The 16,720-nt window shown below is 50.9% G+C and carries 19 protein-coding genes; 18 read left to right on the top strand and 1 reads right to left on the bottom strand.

Annotated features, from left to right (window positions below; genetic code table 11):
- Window positions 1-19: 19 nt before the first annotated feature.
- The 13 genes from H9X81_RS10640 to H9X81_RS10575 all read left to right on the top strand — a co-directional run bounded on the left by H9X81_RS10640 (window position 20) and on the right by H9X81_RS10575 (window position 11,047).
- Complete coding sequence (locus H9X81_RS10640) at window positions 20-481, top strand: phage tail tube protein (RefSeq protein ID WP_204721882.1); 462 nt, start codon at window positions 20-22, stop codon at window positions 479-481.
- 57 nt (window positions 482-538) lie between these two features.
- Complete coding sequence (locus tag H9X81_RS10635) at window positions 539-946, top strand: phage tail assembly chaperone (protein WP_204721879.1); 408 nt, start codon at window positions 539-541, stop codon at window positions 944-946.
- 206 nt (window positions 947-1,152) lie between these two features.
- Entirely contained in the window at window positions 1,153-3,069 is a 1,917-nt protein-coding gene (locus H9X81_RS10625) for a tape measure protein (RefSeq protein WP_204721877.1), read from the top strand.
- A complete protein-coding gene (locus H9X81_RS10620) occupies window positions 3,069-3,743 on the top strand; it encodes a LysM peptidoglycan-binding domain-containing protein (protein ID WP_243424151.1) in 675 nt (224 codons plus the stop codon). The genes H9X81_RS10625 and H9X81_RS10620 overlap by 1 nt, the downstream gene beginning before the upstream one ends.
- Before the next feature lie 11 nt (window positions 3,744-3,754).
- The gene (locus H9X81_RS10615) at window positions 3,755-4,705 is read left to right on the top strand and encodes an XkdQ/YqbQ family protein (RefSeq protein ID WP_204721875.1); all 951 of its coding nucleotides are present in this window, start codon (window positions 3,755-3,757) and stop codon (window positions 4,703-4,705) included.
- A complete protein-coding gene (locus H9X81_RS10610) occupies window positions 4,705-5,148 on the top strand; it encodes a DUF2577 domain-containing protein (RefSeq protein WP_204721873.1) in 444 nt (147 codons plus the stop codon). Before H9X81_RS10615 ends, H9X81_RS10610 begins: the two co-directional genes overlap by 1 nt.
- Before the next feature lie 3 nt (window positions 5,149-5,151).
- Window positions 5,152-5,580, top strand: coding sequence for a DUF2634 domain-containing protein (locus H9X81_RS10605; RefSeq protein WP_243424149.1), 429 nt, complete (start codon window positions 5,152-5,154; stop codon window positions 5,578-5,580).
- A complete protein-coding gene (locus H9X81_RS10600) occupies window positions 5,581-6,663 on the top strand; it encodes a baseplate J/gp47 family protein (protein WP_204721871.1) in 1,083 nt (360 codons plus the stop codon).
- Entirely contained in the window at window positions 6,653-7,189 is a 537-nt protein-coding gene (locus H9X81_RS10595; protein ID WP_204721869.1) for a putative phage tail protein, read from the top strand. The genes H9X81_RS10600 and H9X81_RS10595 overlap by 11 nt, the downstream gene beginning before the upstream one ends.
- Window positions 7,190-8,233 carry a hypothetical protein gene (locus H9X81_RS10590; protein WP_204721867.1) on the top strand — a complete coding sequence of 348 codons (1,044 nt, stop codon included), beginning with the start codon at window positions 7,190-7,192 and terminating at the stop codon, window positions 8,231-8,233.
- A 12-nt stretch (window positions 8,234-8,245) separates the two neighbouring features.
- The gene (locus H9X81_RS10585; protein WP_204721865.1) at window positions 8,246-9,916 is read left to right on the top strand and encodes a DUF6273 domain-containing protein; all 1,671 of its coding nucleotides are present in this window, start codon (window positions 8,246-8,248) and stop codon (window positions 9,914-9,916) included.
- 20 nt (window positions 9,917-9,936) lie between these two features.
- The gene (locus tag H9X81_RS10580) at window positions 9,937-10,581 is read left to right on the top strand and encodes a M23 family metallopeptidase (protein WP_204721864.1); all 645 of its coding nucleotides are present in this window, start codon (window positions 9,937-9,939) and stop codon (window positions 10,579-10,581) included.
- A 10-nt stretch (window positions 10,582-10,591) separates the two neighbouring features.
- Window positions 10,592-11,047, top strand: a complete 456-nt coding sequence (locus tag H9X81_RS10575) for a phage holin family protein (RefSeq protein WP_204721862.1) — start codon at window positions 10,592-10,594, stop codon at window positions 11,045-11,047.
- A 92-nt stretch (window positions 11,048-11,139) separates the two neighbouring features.
- On the opposite strand, the gene H9X81_RS10570 is transcribed toward H9X81_RS10575, so the two are convergent.
- Window positions 11,140-11,427 (bottom strand): type II toxin-antitoxin system HicB family antitoxin, encoded by a 288-nt coding sequence (locus H9X81_RS10570; RefSeq protein WP_204721860.1) that lies wholly within the window; start codon window positions 11,425-11,427, stop codon window positions 11,140-11,142.
- 642 nt (window positions 11,428-12,069) lie between these two features.
- Here H9X81_RS10570 and H9X81_RS10565 point away from each other — a divergent pair.
- From H9X81_RS10565 to darG, 5 genes are all read left to right on the top strand, one after another.
- On the top strand, window positions 12,070-13,413 hold the full coding sequence (locus H9X81_RS10565) for an adenine-specific methyltransferase EcoRI family protein (RefSeq protein ID WP_204721858.1): 1,344 nt from the start codon (window positions 12,070-12,072) through the stop codon (window positions 13,411-13,413).
- A 7-nt stretch (window positions 13,414-13,420) separates the two neighbouring features.
- Window positions 13,421-13,705, top strand: coding sequence for an adenine-specific methyltransferase EcoRI family protein (locus H9X81_RS10560; RefSeq protein ID WP_204721856.1), 285 nt, complete (start codon window positions 13,421-13,423; stop codon window positions 13,703-13,705).
- Window positions 13,702-14,829 (top strand): HNH endonuclease family protein, encoded by a 1,128-nt coding sequence (locus tag H9X81_RS10555; RefSeq protein ID WP_204721854.1) that lies wholly within the window; start codon window positions 13,702-13,704, stop codon window positions 14,827-14,829. Before H9X81_RS10560 ends, H9X81_RS10555 begins: the two co-directional genes overlap by 4 nt.
- A gap of 76 nt (window positions 14,830-14,905) precedes the next feature.
- Window positions 14,906-15,523 carry a DarT ssDNA thymidine ADP-ribosyltransferase family protein gene (locus tag H9X81_RS10550; protein ID WP_204721852.1) on the top strand — a complete coding sequence of 206 codons (618 nt, stop codon included), beginning with the start codon at window positions 14,906-14,908 and terminating at the stop codon, window positions 15,521-15,523.
- Between the two features lie 33 nt (window positions 15,524-15,556).
- Window positions 15,557-16,582 (top strand): type II toxin-antitoxin system antitoxin DNA ADP-ribosyl glycohydrolase DarG, encoded by a 1,026-nt coding sequence (darG, locus tag H9X81_RS10545; RefSeq protein ID WP_204721850.1) that lies wholly within the window; start codon window positions 15,557-15,559, stop codon window positions 16,580-16,582.
- Window positions 16,583-16,720 lie beyond the last annotated feature (138 nt).

The raw sequence follows: 16,720 nt of genomic DNA, 5'->3' as shown, positions 1-16,720 counted from the left end.
GAAAGGGGGATAAACCAATATGGCAAAACTGAAATCCTTTGACCCCATCAGCGGCAAGGAGGGCGTAGCCTACGCCAAGATCAATGGAAACAACGAGGAGCTGTTCTTCGCCAAGACCATCGAGGCCTCGGTGGAGAAGGCAAAGTCAGAGATCAAGGCCATCGGCCGGCGCATGACCGGTCATAAGACCACCGGCATGAGCGGCAGCGGCAAAATGACCCTCTATTATCTCACCCCGCTGTTCCGGCAGATGCTCAAGCAGTACAAGGACACCGGTGTGGACATCTACTTCGATCTGGTGGTGGAGAACAACGACCCGTCCAGCTCTGCCGGCAAGCAGACCACACTGCTGATGGACTGCAACCTGGACAGCGTAGTGCTCACCAAGCTGGACGGTGACAGCGATGATCCGCTGGAGGAGGACGCCGACTTCACCTTTGAGGACTACGATATCCTCCAGGAGTTCACCAAGATCCAGTAAACCAACAACCAAGCCCCGCCAGAACAGCGGGGTTTTCTTTTTAAGGAGGAAACAATCATGGGAAAACTTCAGGACTTCCTGATGTCCCAGGCAGACATCGGTGATGAGCTGGTGGAGGTCCGGACTGCCACCCTGCCCGATCCGTTCCTGGTACGGGCTATCACCGAGGGTGAGAACAAGGCCATCCGCAAGAGCTGCAAGAAAGTGATCATCGACCAGAAAACCCGCCAGCGGCAGGAGTACACCGACCAGGACCTCTACAACAACAAGCTGGTGATCGCCTGCTGCGTGGAGCCGAACTTCAAGGACGCCGACTGGCAGGCGGCTGTCGGAGTTATGGGCGCTGAGGCACTGCTGGACAAGGTGCTCACCGCCGGTCAGTTCTCCGACCTGCTGATGGGTGTCCTCAGGGTCAATGGCTTTGACGATGACATCAACGATCTGGTGGACGAGGCAAAAAACTGATAGCGGGGGGAGATGATGCGGCTCCGGACGGGGAATCCGTCTATGCCCACTACGCCCTCCACAGACTGCACATTCTGCCCAGCGCTCTGATGGATCTCTCGATCCGGGAGCGAGCCTTTATCTATGCGTCCATTGATGAGCAGATCCGGGCGGAAAAAGAGGCCAACAAGCGGGCAGAGCGTGCCGCAAAGAAGGGGGGAAAGTAAATGGCAACCGTATCATCGAGCCTCGCATTGCAGGACCGATTTACAGCCACCATCAACAAGGCTATCCAGGGCAGCAACCGGCTGCTCAAGGTGATGGAACAGATCGACCAGAAGGATCTGGATGTGAACCTGCGCCGGCAGTTCAGTGCTGCCCTGCAGGCGGAAAAGGCCAACAATGCCGAGCTGGAAAAGATGGTGAAGAACCTGAACAACGCCGGAAATGCGGCGGACCCGCTGGCAGATGCCATGTCCAGGGTCAAGGGTGCCCTGCTCGGCGCCGGGGCAGTATACAGCGCCCAGCGGGTGCTCCAGCTGGCGGACAGCATGACCACCACCCGGGCCCGGCTGGATCTGGTGATTGAGGGCATGAACGAGGCCGGAACCACGGCGGATCAGCTGCAGCAGAGAATCATGCAGTCGGCTAACCGCTCCCGTGCCTCCTATCTGGACACAGCGGACGCCATCTCCAAGATGGGTATTATGGCAGGAGATGCCTTCGGAAGTACCGATGAACTGGTGCAGTTCACTGAGCTGATCAACAAGCAGTTCACTATTGCCGGAGCGTCTGCCGAAGGCCAGAGCGCCGCCATGCTGCAGCTCACCCAGGCCATGTCCTCGGGTGTTCTCCGTGGTGAGGAACTGAACTCGATCTTTGAGCAGGCTCCCACCATTATCCAGACCATAGCGGACTATCTCGATGTGCCCATCGGCAGAATCCGGGACATGGCTGCCAATGGAGAGATCACGGCGGAGATCGTCAAAAATGCCATGCTGTCCTCGGCGGACGAGATCAACCGGAAATTTGAATCCATGCCCTATACCTATTCCCAGGTATGGACAATGGCACAGAATATCCTGATGGATTCCTTCCAGCCGGTGCTGCAGATGATCGGCGCCGGAGCCCAGCTGATTGTGGACAACTGGGGAACCATTGAACCGGTTTTCTGGGGGCTTGCGGCAGCCGGTCTTGCCTACGCTGTGGCACTGGGAATCCAGACCACAGCGACCTGGATCGCCACCGGAGCTGCCAGGACATTCTTTGCCACCCTTCTGACCAATCCGCTGCTTTGGATCGCCCTTGTAATCGGCGTAGTAGTAGCGGCGATCTATCAGTGGGTGCAGGCAGTGGGCGGCCTTGAGAATGCCTGGGCTATTGCGATGGATTATATCCAGTATGGCACCGATCTGACCGCCTACGGGATCTCCTATGGTGTCACCTGGGTGCTGAACTCCCTGGACCGTATGGAGCTGGGAGCGGCGACCCTGTCCACCAACTTCCAGAACTTCATGGGAGATATGAGGGCCGGGGCGCTTACTCAGCTTCAGGAGCTCGCCAACGGCGGTATCGGCATCATCAACGATTTTATCAGCACGCTCAATAAGATTCCGGGGGTGTCCATTGATCTCATCGATCAGTTGACCTTCGGCACGATAGCCGGACTGGAAAACGAGGCAGCCAAGCAGCAGCGCAGCGCCGATCTGGCAGCCAAGACCCAGGCGGTCAATGACCGGATCAGCAGCCGGGACACGGCACTGGCGACTCAAAAGGCCACACTGGAATCGGCGCACGCTGCCCGCAGGGCGGAGAATGCCTCCAGGGTAGCTGCCGCTGCGGAAAAGGCAGCTTCCGATTCCCTGCTTTCCGCTGCGGGAGGCGCCGGGGCAAGTCAGCTTGACAGTATCGGCAAGGTGGGCGAGGTCGGCAAGATCAACAGTGATGTGAACATCGCCGACGAGGACCTCCAGCTGATGAAAGATGTGGCGGAGATGCGCTATGTGCAGAACTTTGTCACCCTGACCCCGACGGTGGCCATGAACGCCCAGGTGTCGGAGCGGGTGGACATTGACGAGCTCACCGGCAGAGTAGCCGATGCGCTGATCGAGGAAGTGGCTGCCGGAGCCGAGGGGGTATATTGATGGCAGATTATCAGATGACGCTGTCCTTTGGCAGCAGTGTGATCCATATCCCGGTGCTGCCGGAAAAGCTGACGGTCAAATCCCCGGGCAAGAATGAAACAGCCACCGTGCTGGAGCTGGGTGAGGTGAGCCTCCTGCGCCGGCGGGGACTGCGGCAGGTGAGCTGGGAGAGCCATTTCCCCGCCCATGATGCGCCCTATGTCTCGGCCTGGGAGAGCCGTTCCCCGGTGGACTATGTCCGGGACATCGAGGACTGGCGGGACACCCGGGAAAGCGGACGCCTTTCCATCACCGGCACCGACCTCAACATCAACATGGCAGTGGCGGTGGAGGACTTCTCCTATGAGGAGCGGGGCGGCGAGGTAGGCGACATCTACTATTCCCTCACCCTCAAGGAGTGGAAGGATTACAGCGCCGTGACCGTATCGCTCCCTTCTCCCAGCCGGGCAGTGAAATCCGCTCCCAAGCGCAGCGGAAAGCCTGCGGCGGCGTCCTCCAAGACCCACACGGTGGTCAAGGGGGACTGCCTCTGGGCCATCGCCCAGAAACACTACGGGGACGGCAGCCGTTACCCGGAGCTGTACCAGAAGAACAAGGCGACCATCGACGCCAAAAACAAGGGTACCGGAAATCCGAAGTACACCATCTACCCCGGGCAGAAACTGATCCTGTGAGGCGGTGAAACATGGCACAGATTCTATATCAGAACATCGAAACCGGCGACGCCCACGATATCACCACCCTGGTGAAGTCCGCCAGCTGGAAAACTAAGCGCGCCGGGTCCCCGGCTCAGCTCTCCCTGACGCTGGTGGCTGATCCGGCAGTGGAGATCACCGAGGGCGGCATCGTTACCCTGACCGAGGACGGCACCGGCCTCTTTTACGGCTATGTGTTCAAGCACAGCCGGACCGAGAGCGAGGAGGTCAGCGTCACTGCCTATGACCAGATGCGGTACCTTAAAAGCAAGGACACCTATGTGTTCACCGGGCAGACGGCGGATCAGATCACAACCCAGATCTGCGCCGACTTCGGCATCAAGGTGGGGGCACTGGAGCCCACCGGCTATGTGATTCCCTCAATGGTAGAGGACGGTCAGACCCTGTTTGACATCATTCTGGGGGCCCTGGACCTCACATTGGTGAACACCGGAAAGATGTACTATCTCTGGGACGATTTCGGCAGTCTGCGGATCTCCGATGTGGCGGCATCCGCCATCGGCCTGACAATCGGGGACGGGAGCCTTGCCACCGGGTACACCTACCAGTCAGACATCGACAGCGACACCGCGAACAAGGTGAAGCTGGTGCGGGACAATAAAGAAACCGGCAAGCGTGATGTGTGGATCGTCATGGACAGCTCTACGCAGAAGCGCTGGGGTGTCCTGCAGCACTATGAGAAGGTGGCCGAGGAACGGAGCAGCGCCCAGGTGGAGGCGATGGCCGACAGCCTCCTGGAACTCAAGAACCGACCAAAGAAATCGCTCTCCATCAATGGACTGTCTGACCTGTCAATCCGGGCCGGGCGGTCCATTCTGGTGAGCATCGCAGATGTGGGGATCAGCGGGTGGTACATCGTGGACGAATGCACCCATGATCTCATCAAGGAAACCATGACCTTAAAGGTGGTGATCGTATAATGGCAACACTCGGCGAGGCCGTCAAGCTGGCGGCCGGAGCGCAGAGAAGCGCATCCAAGCCGGCAGCCTGGATGTTCGGCGAAGTGCTGGCTGTATCGCCGCTGCGGATTCTGGTGGATGACCGCTTTGAAGTGGGAGCAGATCAGGTGGTGCTCATGCGGGAGTTTGTGGCCGGGCAGTATGCCACCCATACCCACGGTATTAACCCGCACACCCACACGGTGCAGGAGCATACTCATGCCATTCCCCAGCAGACCACTGAGGAGGCGGACGGGCACAGCCACAGCGTCCCGAAGCAGGTCACAGAGGGCACTGCCCTGATCAGCGACCCGACGCCCCTGCAGACAGCCACAGAGGTATATACCGGCCTCCTGGTCGGGGACAAGGTGGTACTGCTGCAGAATGAAGGCGGGCAGAAGTTTCTTGTACTGGGGAGGGTGTAGCGTATGTCACTGACACCTGCAAATCTCAGCACAATGGTGACCATCGGCGGGACGGTAGAGGTGGAGACCCGTGCCGCGCAGCCTTCCCGCACCTACGCTGTCAACTGGCAGACCGGGCGGATATCCGGCACAGTAGACGGCATGGATGCTCTCAAACAGGCAATCTATAAGGTCCTTCAGACTGAGCGGTTCGCTCACCTGATTTACAGCTGGAACTATGGCTTCGAGGCGAACCGCCTCATCGGGCAGAGTGCTGCCTTTCTTCGGAGCGAGATCCAGCGGCTGGTCACCGAAGCTCTGCTGGCCGATGACCGGATCACAGCGGTGGAGAACTTCAAAATCAGCATCACAGGAAAGCGTCAGGCGGCGGTGGAGTTCACCGCTGTCTCCGTGTTTGGAGAGATCGAAATCAAAACGGAGGTGATGATCTGAATGGCCCATGAGGAGATGACCTATGAGCGGATTATGTCCCGCTGTCTGGCACGGGTGCCGGGCACGGTGGACAAGCGGGAGGGCAGCATCATCTATGATGCCATCGCCCCGGCAGCAGCCGAACTGGCGATTCTTTACTCGACTCTGTCCACCGAGATGGACCGGGCCTTCCCCGATACCGCAGCCGATGTGGACCTGACCAATAAAGCCAAGGAGCGGGGCGTGTTCCGCCTCCCTGCGTCGGCAGCGGTGCGGAAGGGCGTATTCAAGGGCGCATCCGGTTATATGGATATCCCCATCGGCTCCCGGTTTTCCGGCGGTACGGTAAACTATCAGGCGACCAGGAAGGAGAGCCTGGGCGTCTATCAGATGACCTGCGAGGACACCGGGGAGATCGGCAACGCCTACTTTGGCAACCTGATCCCCATTACCTACATAGCGGGACTGACATCGGCAGAGCTCCAGGATATCCTGATCCCTGGCGAGGACGAGGAGAGCGACGAGGAGCTCCGGGCGCGGTATATGCAGAGCCTTTCCAACACAGCATTTGGCGGAAATGTGGCTCAGTACAAGCAGCAGATTGAACAAATTGAGGGCGTAGGTGCCGCCAAGATCTTCCCGGTCTGGGCCGGCGGAGGGACTGTCAAGGCAGTGCTGGTGGATTCCAGCGGCGCCGTGCCGTCTTCCCAGCTCATCGGGAAGGTGCAGACCGCCATTGACCCGGAACAGAACGCCGGGGAGGGGCTGGGCATGGCGCCCATCGGTCATACCGTTACCATCGAGGCAGCCACCGGTACCACCGTGAATGTGGCATTTACGCTGACACTGGAGAGCTCGTCCAGCTGGGAAGGGATCGCTGAGAGCGTAAAGGAGACGATCCAGACCTATTTTGACAGCCTGATTTCCACTTGGGCGGACAGTGACCATCTCACCGTGCGGATCAGCCAGCTGGAGAGCCGGATCCTGGATGTGCCTGGGGTGCTGGATATCACCGGGACAACCATCAACGAAACAGCCGGGAACCTGGAGCTTTCCAATGTGGCAATCCCGGTACTGGGGACGGTGACGAACCATGCTGATTGACCGGTGGCCGAACTTCCTTCAGGACATTCTGGAGTTCCGGAAGATCGCCGAAGCGGAACAGCCGGAGTTTGACAACGCCGCTCAGGCAGTGGAGAACCTGCACCAGGAGTTTTCCATTTTCACAGTGACCGAGATTGGAGCAGCCCGGTGGGAGCGGATTCTGGGTATCCAGCGAGCCCCGGGGGATACCCTGGCGCAGCGGCGCAGCAAGATCCAGACCCGGTACCTTTCCCAGCTGCCCTATACCTACCGGAACCTGTTGCGTTACCTTGCACAGATCAGCGGGGATTTTACAGTGAACCTGGACTATGCCAACTACACGCTGTATCTGGATATCCTGCTCACCGGATATGAGCAGAAGGAGGTACTGTTTGCCGTGCTGGCGGATATGCTGCCGGCCAATATCCTGCTGAAGCTCAAGAGCCTGATCCCGATGACCACCGACAATGCGCCGATCACGCCGGCGGTGGGAGTATTTACGCAGGTGCGTCACAGATCAGAACCAATCCAGAGAGGAGAAAGCTAAATGGCACATTTCAAAAGCGTTGTAACCGATATCGGCGCCGGGAAGATCGCCGCAATCGTGACCGGCGGCGGCAAGCTGTCCCTGACCCGTGCGGCGGTGGGCAGCGGCCGCACCGATTCTGACCGGGCAGCCATGACCGCCCTGGTCAAAGAAGAGAACGCCGAGATCCAGACCGGCGACCTGGAGGTCACCACTTCCGGAGGCATGACGGTGCTGCGCCTGCCGGTGCAGGTCACCAACAAGGGCCAGTCTGTCCCGCTGCCCGTCCGGGAGGTGGGGCTCTATTCCCAGGACGCTGAGGGTGAGTATCTGTTCGCTGTGAGTTGGCTGGACGGGGAGGACACCGACAACATCATTCCCCCACCGGCAGACCCGGAGGCGGCAGATACAGTGCATATCCACGATGTGGGTATTGTTGTCACCAACCAGGAGGCGGCGGTCATTGAGGTCAGAATGGGGCTGGGCGGCATGGCAACAGCGGAACAGCTGGAAGCAGAAACCAAGGCCCGGATCGAGGCTGATGCGGACTTGGAAGGCAGATTGTCCGATCACCTGGCAGATACCGCCCGGCATATTGTCACCCTGACCCACAGCAAAGAGGGCAGCGCCCACACACTGACCGGTCTGCCGGAAGCACCGGGCATCTGTACGGCGCAGTTCAAGGCAACCGCTGACTATGCCGAGGGCGACACCTTCTCCGGCGGCTGGGCAGCCAAGCCCACCGGGGAGGAAACCTCCTTGCCGGACAAGGTGTTTGTGACCGGGGACATTGTATCGGTGACGGTGGACGCCAGCGCAAAGCGGATAAATTTTAAGCTGGGGGGCGGCGGGTACAACGACACCCTTCCGGCGCTGCTCCCGAACTTTACAGCGGACTGGCTGGACGATGAGACCATCATTCTGATGGCGGACATGGTTCCAGCGGCAGACAATCCGGCGCTGGCCGGCGCCCGGTGGGTTTACTGCGTTGATGGCGCAAACTACCCGCAAAGCCCGAGAGATGGAATAGTGTTGGATATTTCGCTTGAAGAACTGGTTTATTAGTGAGGTGATAAAGTGGGTACACCGATAAGTCAATTAGCAGAAGGGACAACGCTTAAAATAAAAAAGCCATCTGGAACCATTGCAATTTATTATATTGCTAAGCATAATTACGAACCAAATTTGAATGGTAACGGAAGGTGTGCGGTAGTTCTAAAAGAGCATGAAGGCAGCCCGGGCGGCTACAATGTTGCGTCTTGGGATAGTAACGGTGAAAACGCATATCTTAGCGCAACAATTCATACGCAATATCTCAAAGAATCATTTCTAAATACATTTGATGAACCTACTAAAAAGCTAATAGGGAAAACCAAATTTTATGTATCGAGAGGGAATCAAGATAAAACCATCATAACCGGAGAAGCGGAAATTTTTCTCCCTTCGGTAACTGAATTGGGGTTAACCACAAGAGTGGGAAGTGATTGGAGCCCCGCTGTAGAAGGAAGCCGTTTCCCGAACTATTCAACTATACAAGTATCAGGAGCTAATAGTTTTTGGACAAGAACATCGAACGAAGCGACACCTGATAAGTATAACAGCGCTTCAGCTTATATATGTCAGTCCGGCACTTCCGATGTTGCTTCTACTAACACATCTGCCGGCGGTTATATAAGAGAAATGTTTACATTACCCGAAACAGCGGAAGTTGATGATAATGATTGTTTGATTGTAAATGAGCCCCCAACTACTCCCTCTTTCATTTCTTTTGAAACGCCAAAAGCGGGAAAAAACCTTGGTATAAGCTGGGGAGAATCGACAGATCCAGATGGAGATACAATCGACTATCTGCTTGAAAGACAGGTAGATACCGGAGAGTGGGCACAAATAGCAAAAACCTCTGCGACAAAATATACCGATGTGTGCCCAAGCAGCGGCACCAATGTCAACTACCGGGTAAAGGCCAATGATCGTAAGGGCGGTGAAAGTGATTACCGCACCGGTACAGCAAAGGCGATTGTATACAATCAGCCTCCTTCAGTTCCGGCGTCCATTACATTCGGAGATCCGCACGCAGGAAAGTCGCTGCAGATCACCTGCGCAGCATCTACCGACCCAGACGGCAATCCCATCACCTACATCTGGGAGCGTCAGATTGACAGCGGCGGCTGGACACAGATTGGTAGCGGAGCATCTACAAGTATCACCGATACAGTCCCATCCAGCGGAACCAATATCAACTACCGGGTAAAAGCCCGGGACAGTGAAGGCGCCGAAAGTGGATACCGCACCGGATCGGCAAAGGCGATCATCTATAATCAGCTCCCGACCATACCGGGCGTACCACAGTATAAGTACCCGATCCCAGGTGAGGAGATGTCGGTCAAGTGGCAGGCGTCCACTGACCCGGAGAGTGGGGCCGTTACCTATATTGTGGAAACAAAGCTGGGCGATGGTGAATGGACACAGGCCAGAGAGACACCGGAAACAAGCTGCCTGGTGAGTGTTCCGCAGGTATCTGCCGCTGGAACGATGATTATAGTCAGAGTAAAGGCGAAAGACCAGGAAGGTGCCGAATCCGCATACTCTACCGGAGAGACGGCAGAGATCCTTTACCACAAGGTGATCCGCAAGATCCCCTGGCAGCAGGGTAAGCCGTTCAAGGCACGGCAGTACACATACAATGGGAAAAAGCAGTACCAGACCATGCGCGAGGGCGCTCTGGCAGGGATAGAAGCAGAGCCATAAAATAAAAGGAGGTATAAACGATGCAGAAACTCAGACTGCCATTTAAGGAATCGACGATGCTGTGTGGTTATAAAACACAGCGGTATCTCAATGCGTGGGGCTATCCGCACTATGGCATTGATATTTCCACCTATCAGGGCAAGAAAGTACCTGATCATACCATTTACGCTTCTGGCGTAGGTACTGTAGTGGCTGCAGGGTGGGATTCCAAGCTGGGCGGTGCACTCTGTATCAGATATGACGATGTGTATAATCACAGGACTGGAAAAACCATTTCTGTGATTGCAAGATATATGCACATGGAAAAAGTTCTGGTTAAGCAGGGGGACACTGTGAGGCTCGACACCCCGATCGGTATCGAAGGGAAGGAGGGTACTTCCAATTACCATCTGCACCTTGAGTTTGACACAGATCTGAATTACCCCAAGTGGACGCCTCAGGTTTCCAAGGGCCTCAGCTTCTGGGTGAAGGGTACAGACAGCACCGTGAATCCCTCCTGTCTGCTCTATCAGGACAAGAACCATACCACACTCCCTGACAACTGGGAGGACGGCTGGCTCAATCAGGAGGACAAGAATATCCCTTTTGTAGATGAATCTACTATCAAGTGGGACGAGCTGCGTGGGATTCTGGAATCTGCCGGAATCGAAACCATTGAAATGTGAGGAGAAGAAGATGGAACATATCAATGAATGGAAAGTGATCATCACCGGCGTGGGTGCAGCAGTATCCGCTGCCCTGGGTTGGCTCGGCTGGCTGGTGGTGGCGTTTGTAGGCTGCATGACGCTGGACTGGATCACCGGTACCATGGTGGCCAAGAGCAAGGGGGAGTGGTCCTCATCGGTGGCCCGGGCCGGACTCTGGCATAAGATTGGATCAGCGGTGGCAGTGATCGTGGCCCTGATCTTCGACTGGCTCATCGCCATGATCCTGGTCAATATTCCCGGCATCACTCTGCCTTTTGACTATTCGGTATTCCTGGGGCCGGTGGTGCTGGTGTGGTACATCGTCACTGAACTGGGCAGCATCACTGAAAACGCCGGTGCTCTGGGCGCCCCGATCCCGGATTTCCTCCGGGCAGCGATTAAGTCCCTCAACCAGGCCGTAGACGGCAGTGACACCAAAGACTAAACTACATAGAACAACAAGAAAGGCCGCCCACACGGGCGGCCTTTTCGTTTTGTGTTATTTCTGGTCAGGGTACAGTGAGCAGCAGCGTGACATTAAAGTGAATGATTGCGCAGTCTGTTTTCCTGGCGATACTCGGCAAAATCGATATCTACAAGGGAAATGACTTCTCCAGCATTAGTGCGGATCGATGCAGGATCAGACGGAGCAGGGATTTCTTTTTTATCGTCCTGCATATCAATACCCATTAACCCAATAGCGTCACGCATCATTGCAATTGCATCAGTCAGGCTGTTTCCCTGCGTATTGATTTCAAAATCCGGTGAATAAGCCATATAACCATCATTGAGTTGAGTGAAAATAACAGGATAAACAGCTTTCATAGTTTGTCCTCCTTGTGCTAGAAAGTGTGGGTAAGCCAAAGGGTCCATTTACAGCAGTCCTCGATAAACCGATTGATTGCCAAGTAGATGGATCAATTGTTTTTCTTGATCCTTTATGCGAACATGGCGTATTTCTTCGGATTTATCAAAACCCATAATTGCGCTTGTTTTTTTGAGATATTCTTTTTAAGCTCTTGTATTTATCTTCCGCCAGTATTCCGATTTCGCTCTTTTCTGATTTTGCGCAAGGACAGGCCAATGCTGATAATGGCCAGTATAATATTGATCAGGCAGAGGAAGATTGCAACATTTTTCATAGTTTACAAAGTGGGTGATTTTGAATATGAAAAAGGGGGAAGCCCCTCCTTATCTTTAATCCTTCATCAGAGTGATAGGAGTGATGAGATGGATTATTGCAGTCGCAAGGTTGGTCTTTGTTTCAGGTGCAGCCATGTGACAGCTTTTCTTTTTGCCCACTTGCCGGCCTCCTTTCCATAGATTTATTATATCAATAGTTTCTCTGTTTGTACTATTTAATTGAAAATTTCAGTATTTTTGCTGCTTTTTATTGCAAATTGCAGGGGTTTTCTGTATTATTATAGTGAAATGGTATAATGTAATACGGGATCGGAGGAAATTTGAATGGCAAAAAATGAAAGCCTCTCAAGGGCTAAAAATGCCAAGAAGGACGAATTCTATACTCAGTATGAGGACATACAGAGTGAACTGAATCATTACGAGAAGCATTTTCAGGGGAAAACTGTCCTTTGTAACTGCGATGATCCATTTGAGAGCAATTTCTGCAAATTCTTCCTCCGGAACTTTAATTATCTTGGACTGAAGCGCCTGATTTGTACTTCTTATGCTGCCTCGCCAGTCATCGGACAGCAGCTCTCCCTTCTGGATCAGGACGGGAATCCGGTAGTTCAAGGGTGTGGATATGTGATGGATATTTCCGAAGTCCCGATGTCAAACGGCCGCGGCGTTTCGGATGCAGATATCGATGCTTTGCTCCAGTCCAAAAAGAGCGGGGTGAAGAAACTCCAGGGTGATGGGGATTTCCGATCTGAAGAGTGTATTGAATATCTCAAACAAGCGGATATAGTTGTTACCAACCCTCCTTTTAGTCTATTCCGGGAGTATGTTGCCCAGCTTATGGAGTATGGTAAAAATTTCTTGATTATAGGAAATAAAAATGCAATTACTTATAAAGAGATATTTCCTCTTATTAAAGATAATCTGATGTGGGTTGGCTATAGAGGCTTTTCTGGTGGAATGTGGTTTCATTCTAATTACGAAGGGCGAACTGAAAAAATCGTTAATGGGGAAAAATTGATAAATGTGCCTAGTATATGGTTCACAAATCTTGACCATAACAAGCGCCATGAAAAGCTGGTTCTCTATAAGCGTTATTATGGCAATGAGGAAGAATACCCTCGGTATGCCAATTATGATGCAATCAATGTGGATAAAGTAGCTGATATTCCATGTGATTATTTTGAGGATATTGGTGTGCCGATCACCTATATTGATAAGCACAATCCGGAGAAGTTTGACATTGTAGGTTCCAGCAGAAATCTGGGTCAGCCAATGTCGGAAATTGCACCAGAAGGAAGTTATGAAAAAGGCGGGCCGAGATTCTACTTAGCACTTGACAAGATAAACCAGACAGGCGATACTCTTAGCAGAGCAGAGCAGAGCAGAGCAGAGCAGAGCAGAGCAGAGCAGAGCAGAGCAGAGCAGAGCAGAGTTATCGTCGCCTGTACGACCGAATTGTCATCCGACGCAAGATGTAATGGAGTCATGGGAGTGCCGATTACTTTCCTTGACAAGTACAGCCCTGATCAGTTCGAAATCATTGGGGCAACTGAAAGCGAAGGAAAGGGATTCTCAAACGGACTCTGGAATTCTGAAAGTGGAGTTGCTCAGCCCATTGTCCAGGGACAGCGCCGGTACAAACGTCTCTTCATCAAGAGAAAGATGTAACGGGATTATGGGTGTACCAATCACATTTCTGGATAAGTATAACCCGGATCAGTTCGAGATTTTAGGCATTACACTGGGGAATACGGTGGACTATCAGATGACTGCTATCTATGAAAATGCGATTCAGCATAATCAGGATGGAACTACTCAAGGCGGTAACAAAGTTAATACAAGGGCTGCAATACTGTTGAAGGAAAAGCCATCTGGTAAAGTATATTACACAGCAGATAATGCAGACGGGTATTTGTTAAGTATCTATCCCCGTATTTTGATAAGGAGGATCAGGTCATGAATATTGAGCCCAGGAAGATCAAGATCAGAGATGTATTTCAGAATTATGCAGATAATGGTGATGACGGTGTCTTTGCATATGGTGGAAGACTTGCCATCCGGCCTGCTTATCAGCGCGAGTTTGTATATGATCTGGAACAGGCAGAAGCTGTAATCCAGACTGTCCTGAAGGGGTATCCTCTCAATGTAATGTATTGGGTCAAGACTGGTGAGGATTGCTATGAAGTATTGGATGGTCAACAGCGTACCCTCTCTGTGATGCAGTATCTAAAACACCAGTTTCCCATAACACTGGACGGGAAAAAGTTTTACTGGGATGCTCTTCCTGATGATAAGTACAACCGGATTATGGACTATGAATTTATGATCTATGTTTGTGAAGGGGCGGAGTCGGAAAAGCTGGAGTGGTTCCGGGTTGTCAACATTGCCGGCGAAAAACTGACTGAGCAAGAGCTTCGAAATTCGGTTTATACTGGTGCCTGGCTGTCAGATGCCAAACTGCATTTTTCCAAACGAAATTGTGCGGCTAAGAAGCTTTCAGATAAGTATATTATCGGAGACCCGAACCGACAGGAACTCCTTGAGAAAGCACTCAAAGGAATTTGCGAGTTCCAGCAGATAAAGGACATCACAGAGTATATGGCACAACATAAGTCGGATCCGGATGCAGATGAGTTATGGCAGTATTTTCAGGATGTAATTCATTGGACAGAAAAAATCTTTCCGCAGTATTATCGCGATATGAAAGGGCTGGATTGGTGTCACCTCTATAATCGTTATCATGAAAATTATTATAATTCAGCAATTATGGCTGCAGAGGTAAAGCGTCTGCATGAAGATACATTTGAGGTACAGAAGCCAAAAGGAATTTATGAATTTCTGCTCTGTCGGGATACCGATCCATACGCAGGAAGATTGCTGAACCTGCGTGTTTTTGAGGAGAAAGACAAGCAGGCTGCATATAGCCGCCAGAATGGAATTTGCCCGGTATGCGGACAGCATTTTGAATACGATGAAATGGAAGGGGATCATATTCTTCCTTGGAGCAAAGGAGGGAAGACAACAGGGGAGAATTGCCAAATGTTGTGCAAGCCATGCAATGGCAAGAAGTCAGATAAGTATTAACCTTTCAGTTATGGCTTAAAACTATATCGATGAGATTCGATTTATAGTGATATACTTATAGTAAGGAGTGATAAATATGGCTGCTCCAAGTCAAGGAAAACTGTTGTATCATATTACACATATTAGAAATATTCCTTCTATAGTTAATAATGGCTTATTGTCTCGTAAAGAATTAATGGAAAGAGGACTTATAGATTTTGAGGATATAGCTGACCATCAAATTTTGGAAAAGAGAGATCAATACTCAGTTATTCTTTCCAGCTGTGTACCGTTTCACTTTTTTGTAAAAAATCCTTTTGATGGTCGGGTGTGTAAAAAATATGGCTCGGAGAATATGGCAATTATAGCTGTCAGGAGAGAGTTATATAAAACTAAAGAACTTTACATTATTCCATCTCATCCATTGGACCGAGAGCATCCGGAAGTTCTATCTTATGAAGATGGAATTAAACGTATTAGATGGGATATACTCGACAACACCGCTGATCGGAATTATCATGATGAAGTAGTTCGAAAAAATTGCATGGCTGAATGTCTTTCGCCTTCACCAATTGATGTCTCGGATTTTTTCGCGATATATGTAAAAAATAAAACAGCGAAAGAGAAATTGGTGGAACTGTTAGTAGAACAATGCGATTTTAATCTTTTATGTAAATATGTGCATATTGATATCGGAGAATATATGTTTCCATGATATCATCCAATTTTCTCGGAGAGGAGGCTGCAAATGATATACTATATGGAGGGGGACTTATTGAAGTCTCAGGCAGAGGCCTTAGTAAATACTGTTAACTGTGAAGGCTATATGGGAAAGGGTATAGCTTATCAATTTAAACTTCAATTTCCGGAAAACAATATAGCTTATGTTAAAGCCTGCAGTGCGAATTTGTTAGCCCCCGGGAAAATGTTTTCTTTTAAAGAAAAAGGAAAGATAATTATTAATTTTCCTACAAAGAATAAATGGAGGGAGAAATCTAAAATTGAATATATTCTGAATGGATTGGATGACATGATCAATACAATTCAAGAAGAAGATATTCATAGCATAGCCATACCTCCATTGGGATGTGGAAATGGAGGGTTAAATTGGTCAGAGGTAAAGGAAATTATTGAAGGTAAATTGAAGAATATCTCAAATGAAGTTGAGATATATGTATATGAGCCTTCGGCTAATTATAAAAAAGCTGTTTGTGAGGAACCAAATCTAAGTGCTTCCGCTTTAGTTTTGATTGATATCAAATTAAATTTGCATAAATTTAATAAAACACGATTACAAAAAACAGCTTATTTTGTTAATTTGTTTTCTCAAAAGCATTACTTTAATTTTGAGGCAAACAAATTTGGTCCCTATGACCACGCAATTGAGGTGATAAGCAGGAAAATTAAAGAGTTTCAAATATATTATGGAACTTCTAACACCATGCAAGCCCGGACAATTTTATATAATAGAATTGTCAGTGAATCTGTAAACAATGTTTTAGAATCCCTAAGTCCATATGTAAAAAAAGCTTGTGATTTTGTAAATTCAATATCGACTGATCATGAGCTTGAGTGCTTGGCAACGATTTGCTTTATCGTTGAGCGAGCCAACATAATTTCTGAACCAGAAATAGTTAATCAATTCAAACAATGGTCTGAGGACAAGGCAAACCGATTTAAAGAACAGGAAATTTTAGAAGGAATTTGGAAACTTAATGACTCCCAAATTTTATCTAAAACATTCGTAGGGTATATAATAAACGACATAAAATAAAGCCATCCAACAGATGCTGGATGGCTTTATTGTTGTGTAAAGAAAACCACGCGATAGTCGCGTGGTTCAAAAGAGCTTAAGCGGTGAAAAAGATAAAAAAACTCCTAATGTGTTAAAGTAAAAGTGTGACCTGCCAGT

The sequence above is a fragment of the Hydrogenoanaerobacterium saccharovorans genome (assembly GCF_016901815.1).
Lineage (GTDB): Bacteria > Bacillota > Clostridia > Oscillospirales > Ruminococcaceae > Avimicrobium > Avimicrobium caecorum.
Note: the sequence above shows the minus strand (reverse complement) of the source record. Positions and strands in the feature narration are given on the sequence as shown.

Bases quoted from the DNA above. Each gene is read 5' to 3' on its own strand.
- H9X81_RS10640 (WP_204721882.1), top strand. From the start codon at position 20: ATGGCAAAACTGAAATCCTTTGACCCCATCAGCGGCAAGGAGGGCGTA.
- H9X81_RS10635 (WP_204721879.1), top strand. From the start codon at position 539: ATGGGAAAACTTCAGGACTTCCTGATGTCCCAGGCAGACATCGGTGAT.
- H9X81_RS10625 (WP_204721877.1), top strand. From the start codon at position 1,153: ATGGCAACCGTATCATCGAGCCTCGCATTGCAGGACCGATTTACAGCC.
- H9X81_RS10620 (WP_243424151.1), top strand. From the start codon at position 3,069: ATGGCAGATTATCAGATGACGCTGTCCTTTGGCAGCAGTGTGATCCAT.
- H9X81_RS10615 (WP_204721875.1), top strand. From the start codon at position 3,755: ATGGCACAGATTCTATATCAGAACATCGAAACCGGCGACGCCCACGAT.
- H9X81_RS10610 (WP_204721873.1), top strand. From the start codon at position 4,705: ATGGCAACACTCGGCGAGGCCGTCAAGCTGGCGGCCGGAGCGCAGAGA.
- H9X81_RS10605 (WP_243424149.1), top strand. From the start codon at position 5,152: ATGTCACTGACACCTGCAAATCTCAGCACAATGGTGACCATCGGCGGG.
- H9X81_RS10600 (WP_204721871.1), top strand. From the start codon at position 5,581: ATGGCCCATGAGGAGATGACCTATGAGCGGATTATGTCCCGCTGTCTG.
- H9X81_RS10595 (WP_204721869.1), top strand. From the start codon at position 6,653: ATGCTGATTGACCGGTGGCCGAACTTCCTTCAGGACATTCTGGAGTTC.
- H9X81_RS10590 (WP_204721867.1), top strand. From the start codon at position 7,190: ATGGCACATTTCAAAAGCGTTGTAACCGATATCGGCGCCGGGAAGATC.
- H9X81_RS10580 (WP_204721864.1), top strand. From the start codon at position 9,937: ATGCAGAAACTCAGACTGCCATTTAAGGAATCGACGATGCTGTGTGGT.
- H9X81_RS10575 (WP_204721862.1), top strand. From the start codon at position 10,592: ATGGAACATATCAATGAATGGAAAGTGATCATCACCGGCGTGGGTGCA.
- H9X81_RS10570 (WP_204721860.1), bottom strand. From the start codon at position 11,427: ATGAAAGCTGTTTATCCTGTTATTTTCACTCAACTCAATGATGGTTAT.
- H9X81_RS10565 (WP_204721858.1), top strand. From the start codon at position 12,070: ATGGCAAAAAATGAAAGCCTCTCAAGGGCTAAAAATGCCAAGAAGGAC.
- H9X81_RS10560 (WP_204721856.1), top strand. From the start codon at position 13,421: ATGGGTGTACCAATCACATTTCTGGATAAGTATAACCCGGATCAGTTC.
- H9X81_RS10555 (WP_204721854.1), top strand. From the start codon at position 13,702: ATGAATATTGAGCCCAGGAAGATCAAGATCAGAGATGTATTTCAGAAT.
- H9X81_RS10550 (WP_204721852.1), top strand. From the start codon at position 14,906: ATGGCTGCTCCAAGTCAAGGAAAACTGTTGTATCATATTACACATATT.
- darG (WP_204721850.1), top strand. From the start codon at position 15,557: ATGATATACTATATGGAGGGGGACTTATTGAAGTCTCAGGCAGAGGCC.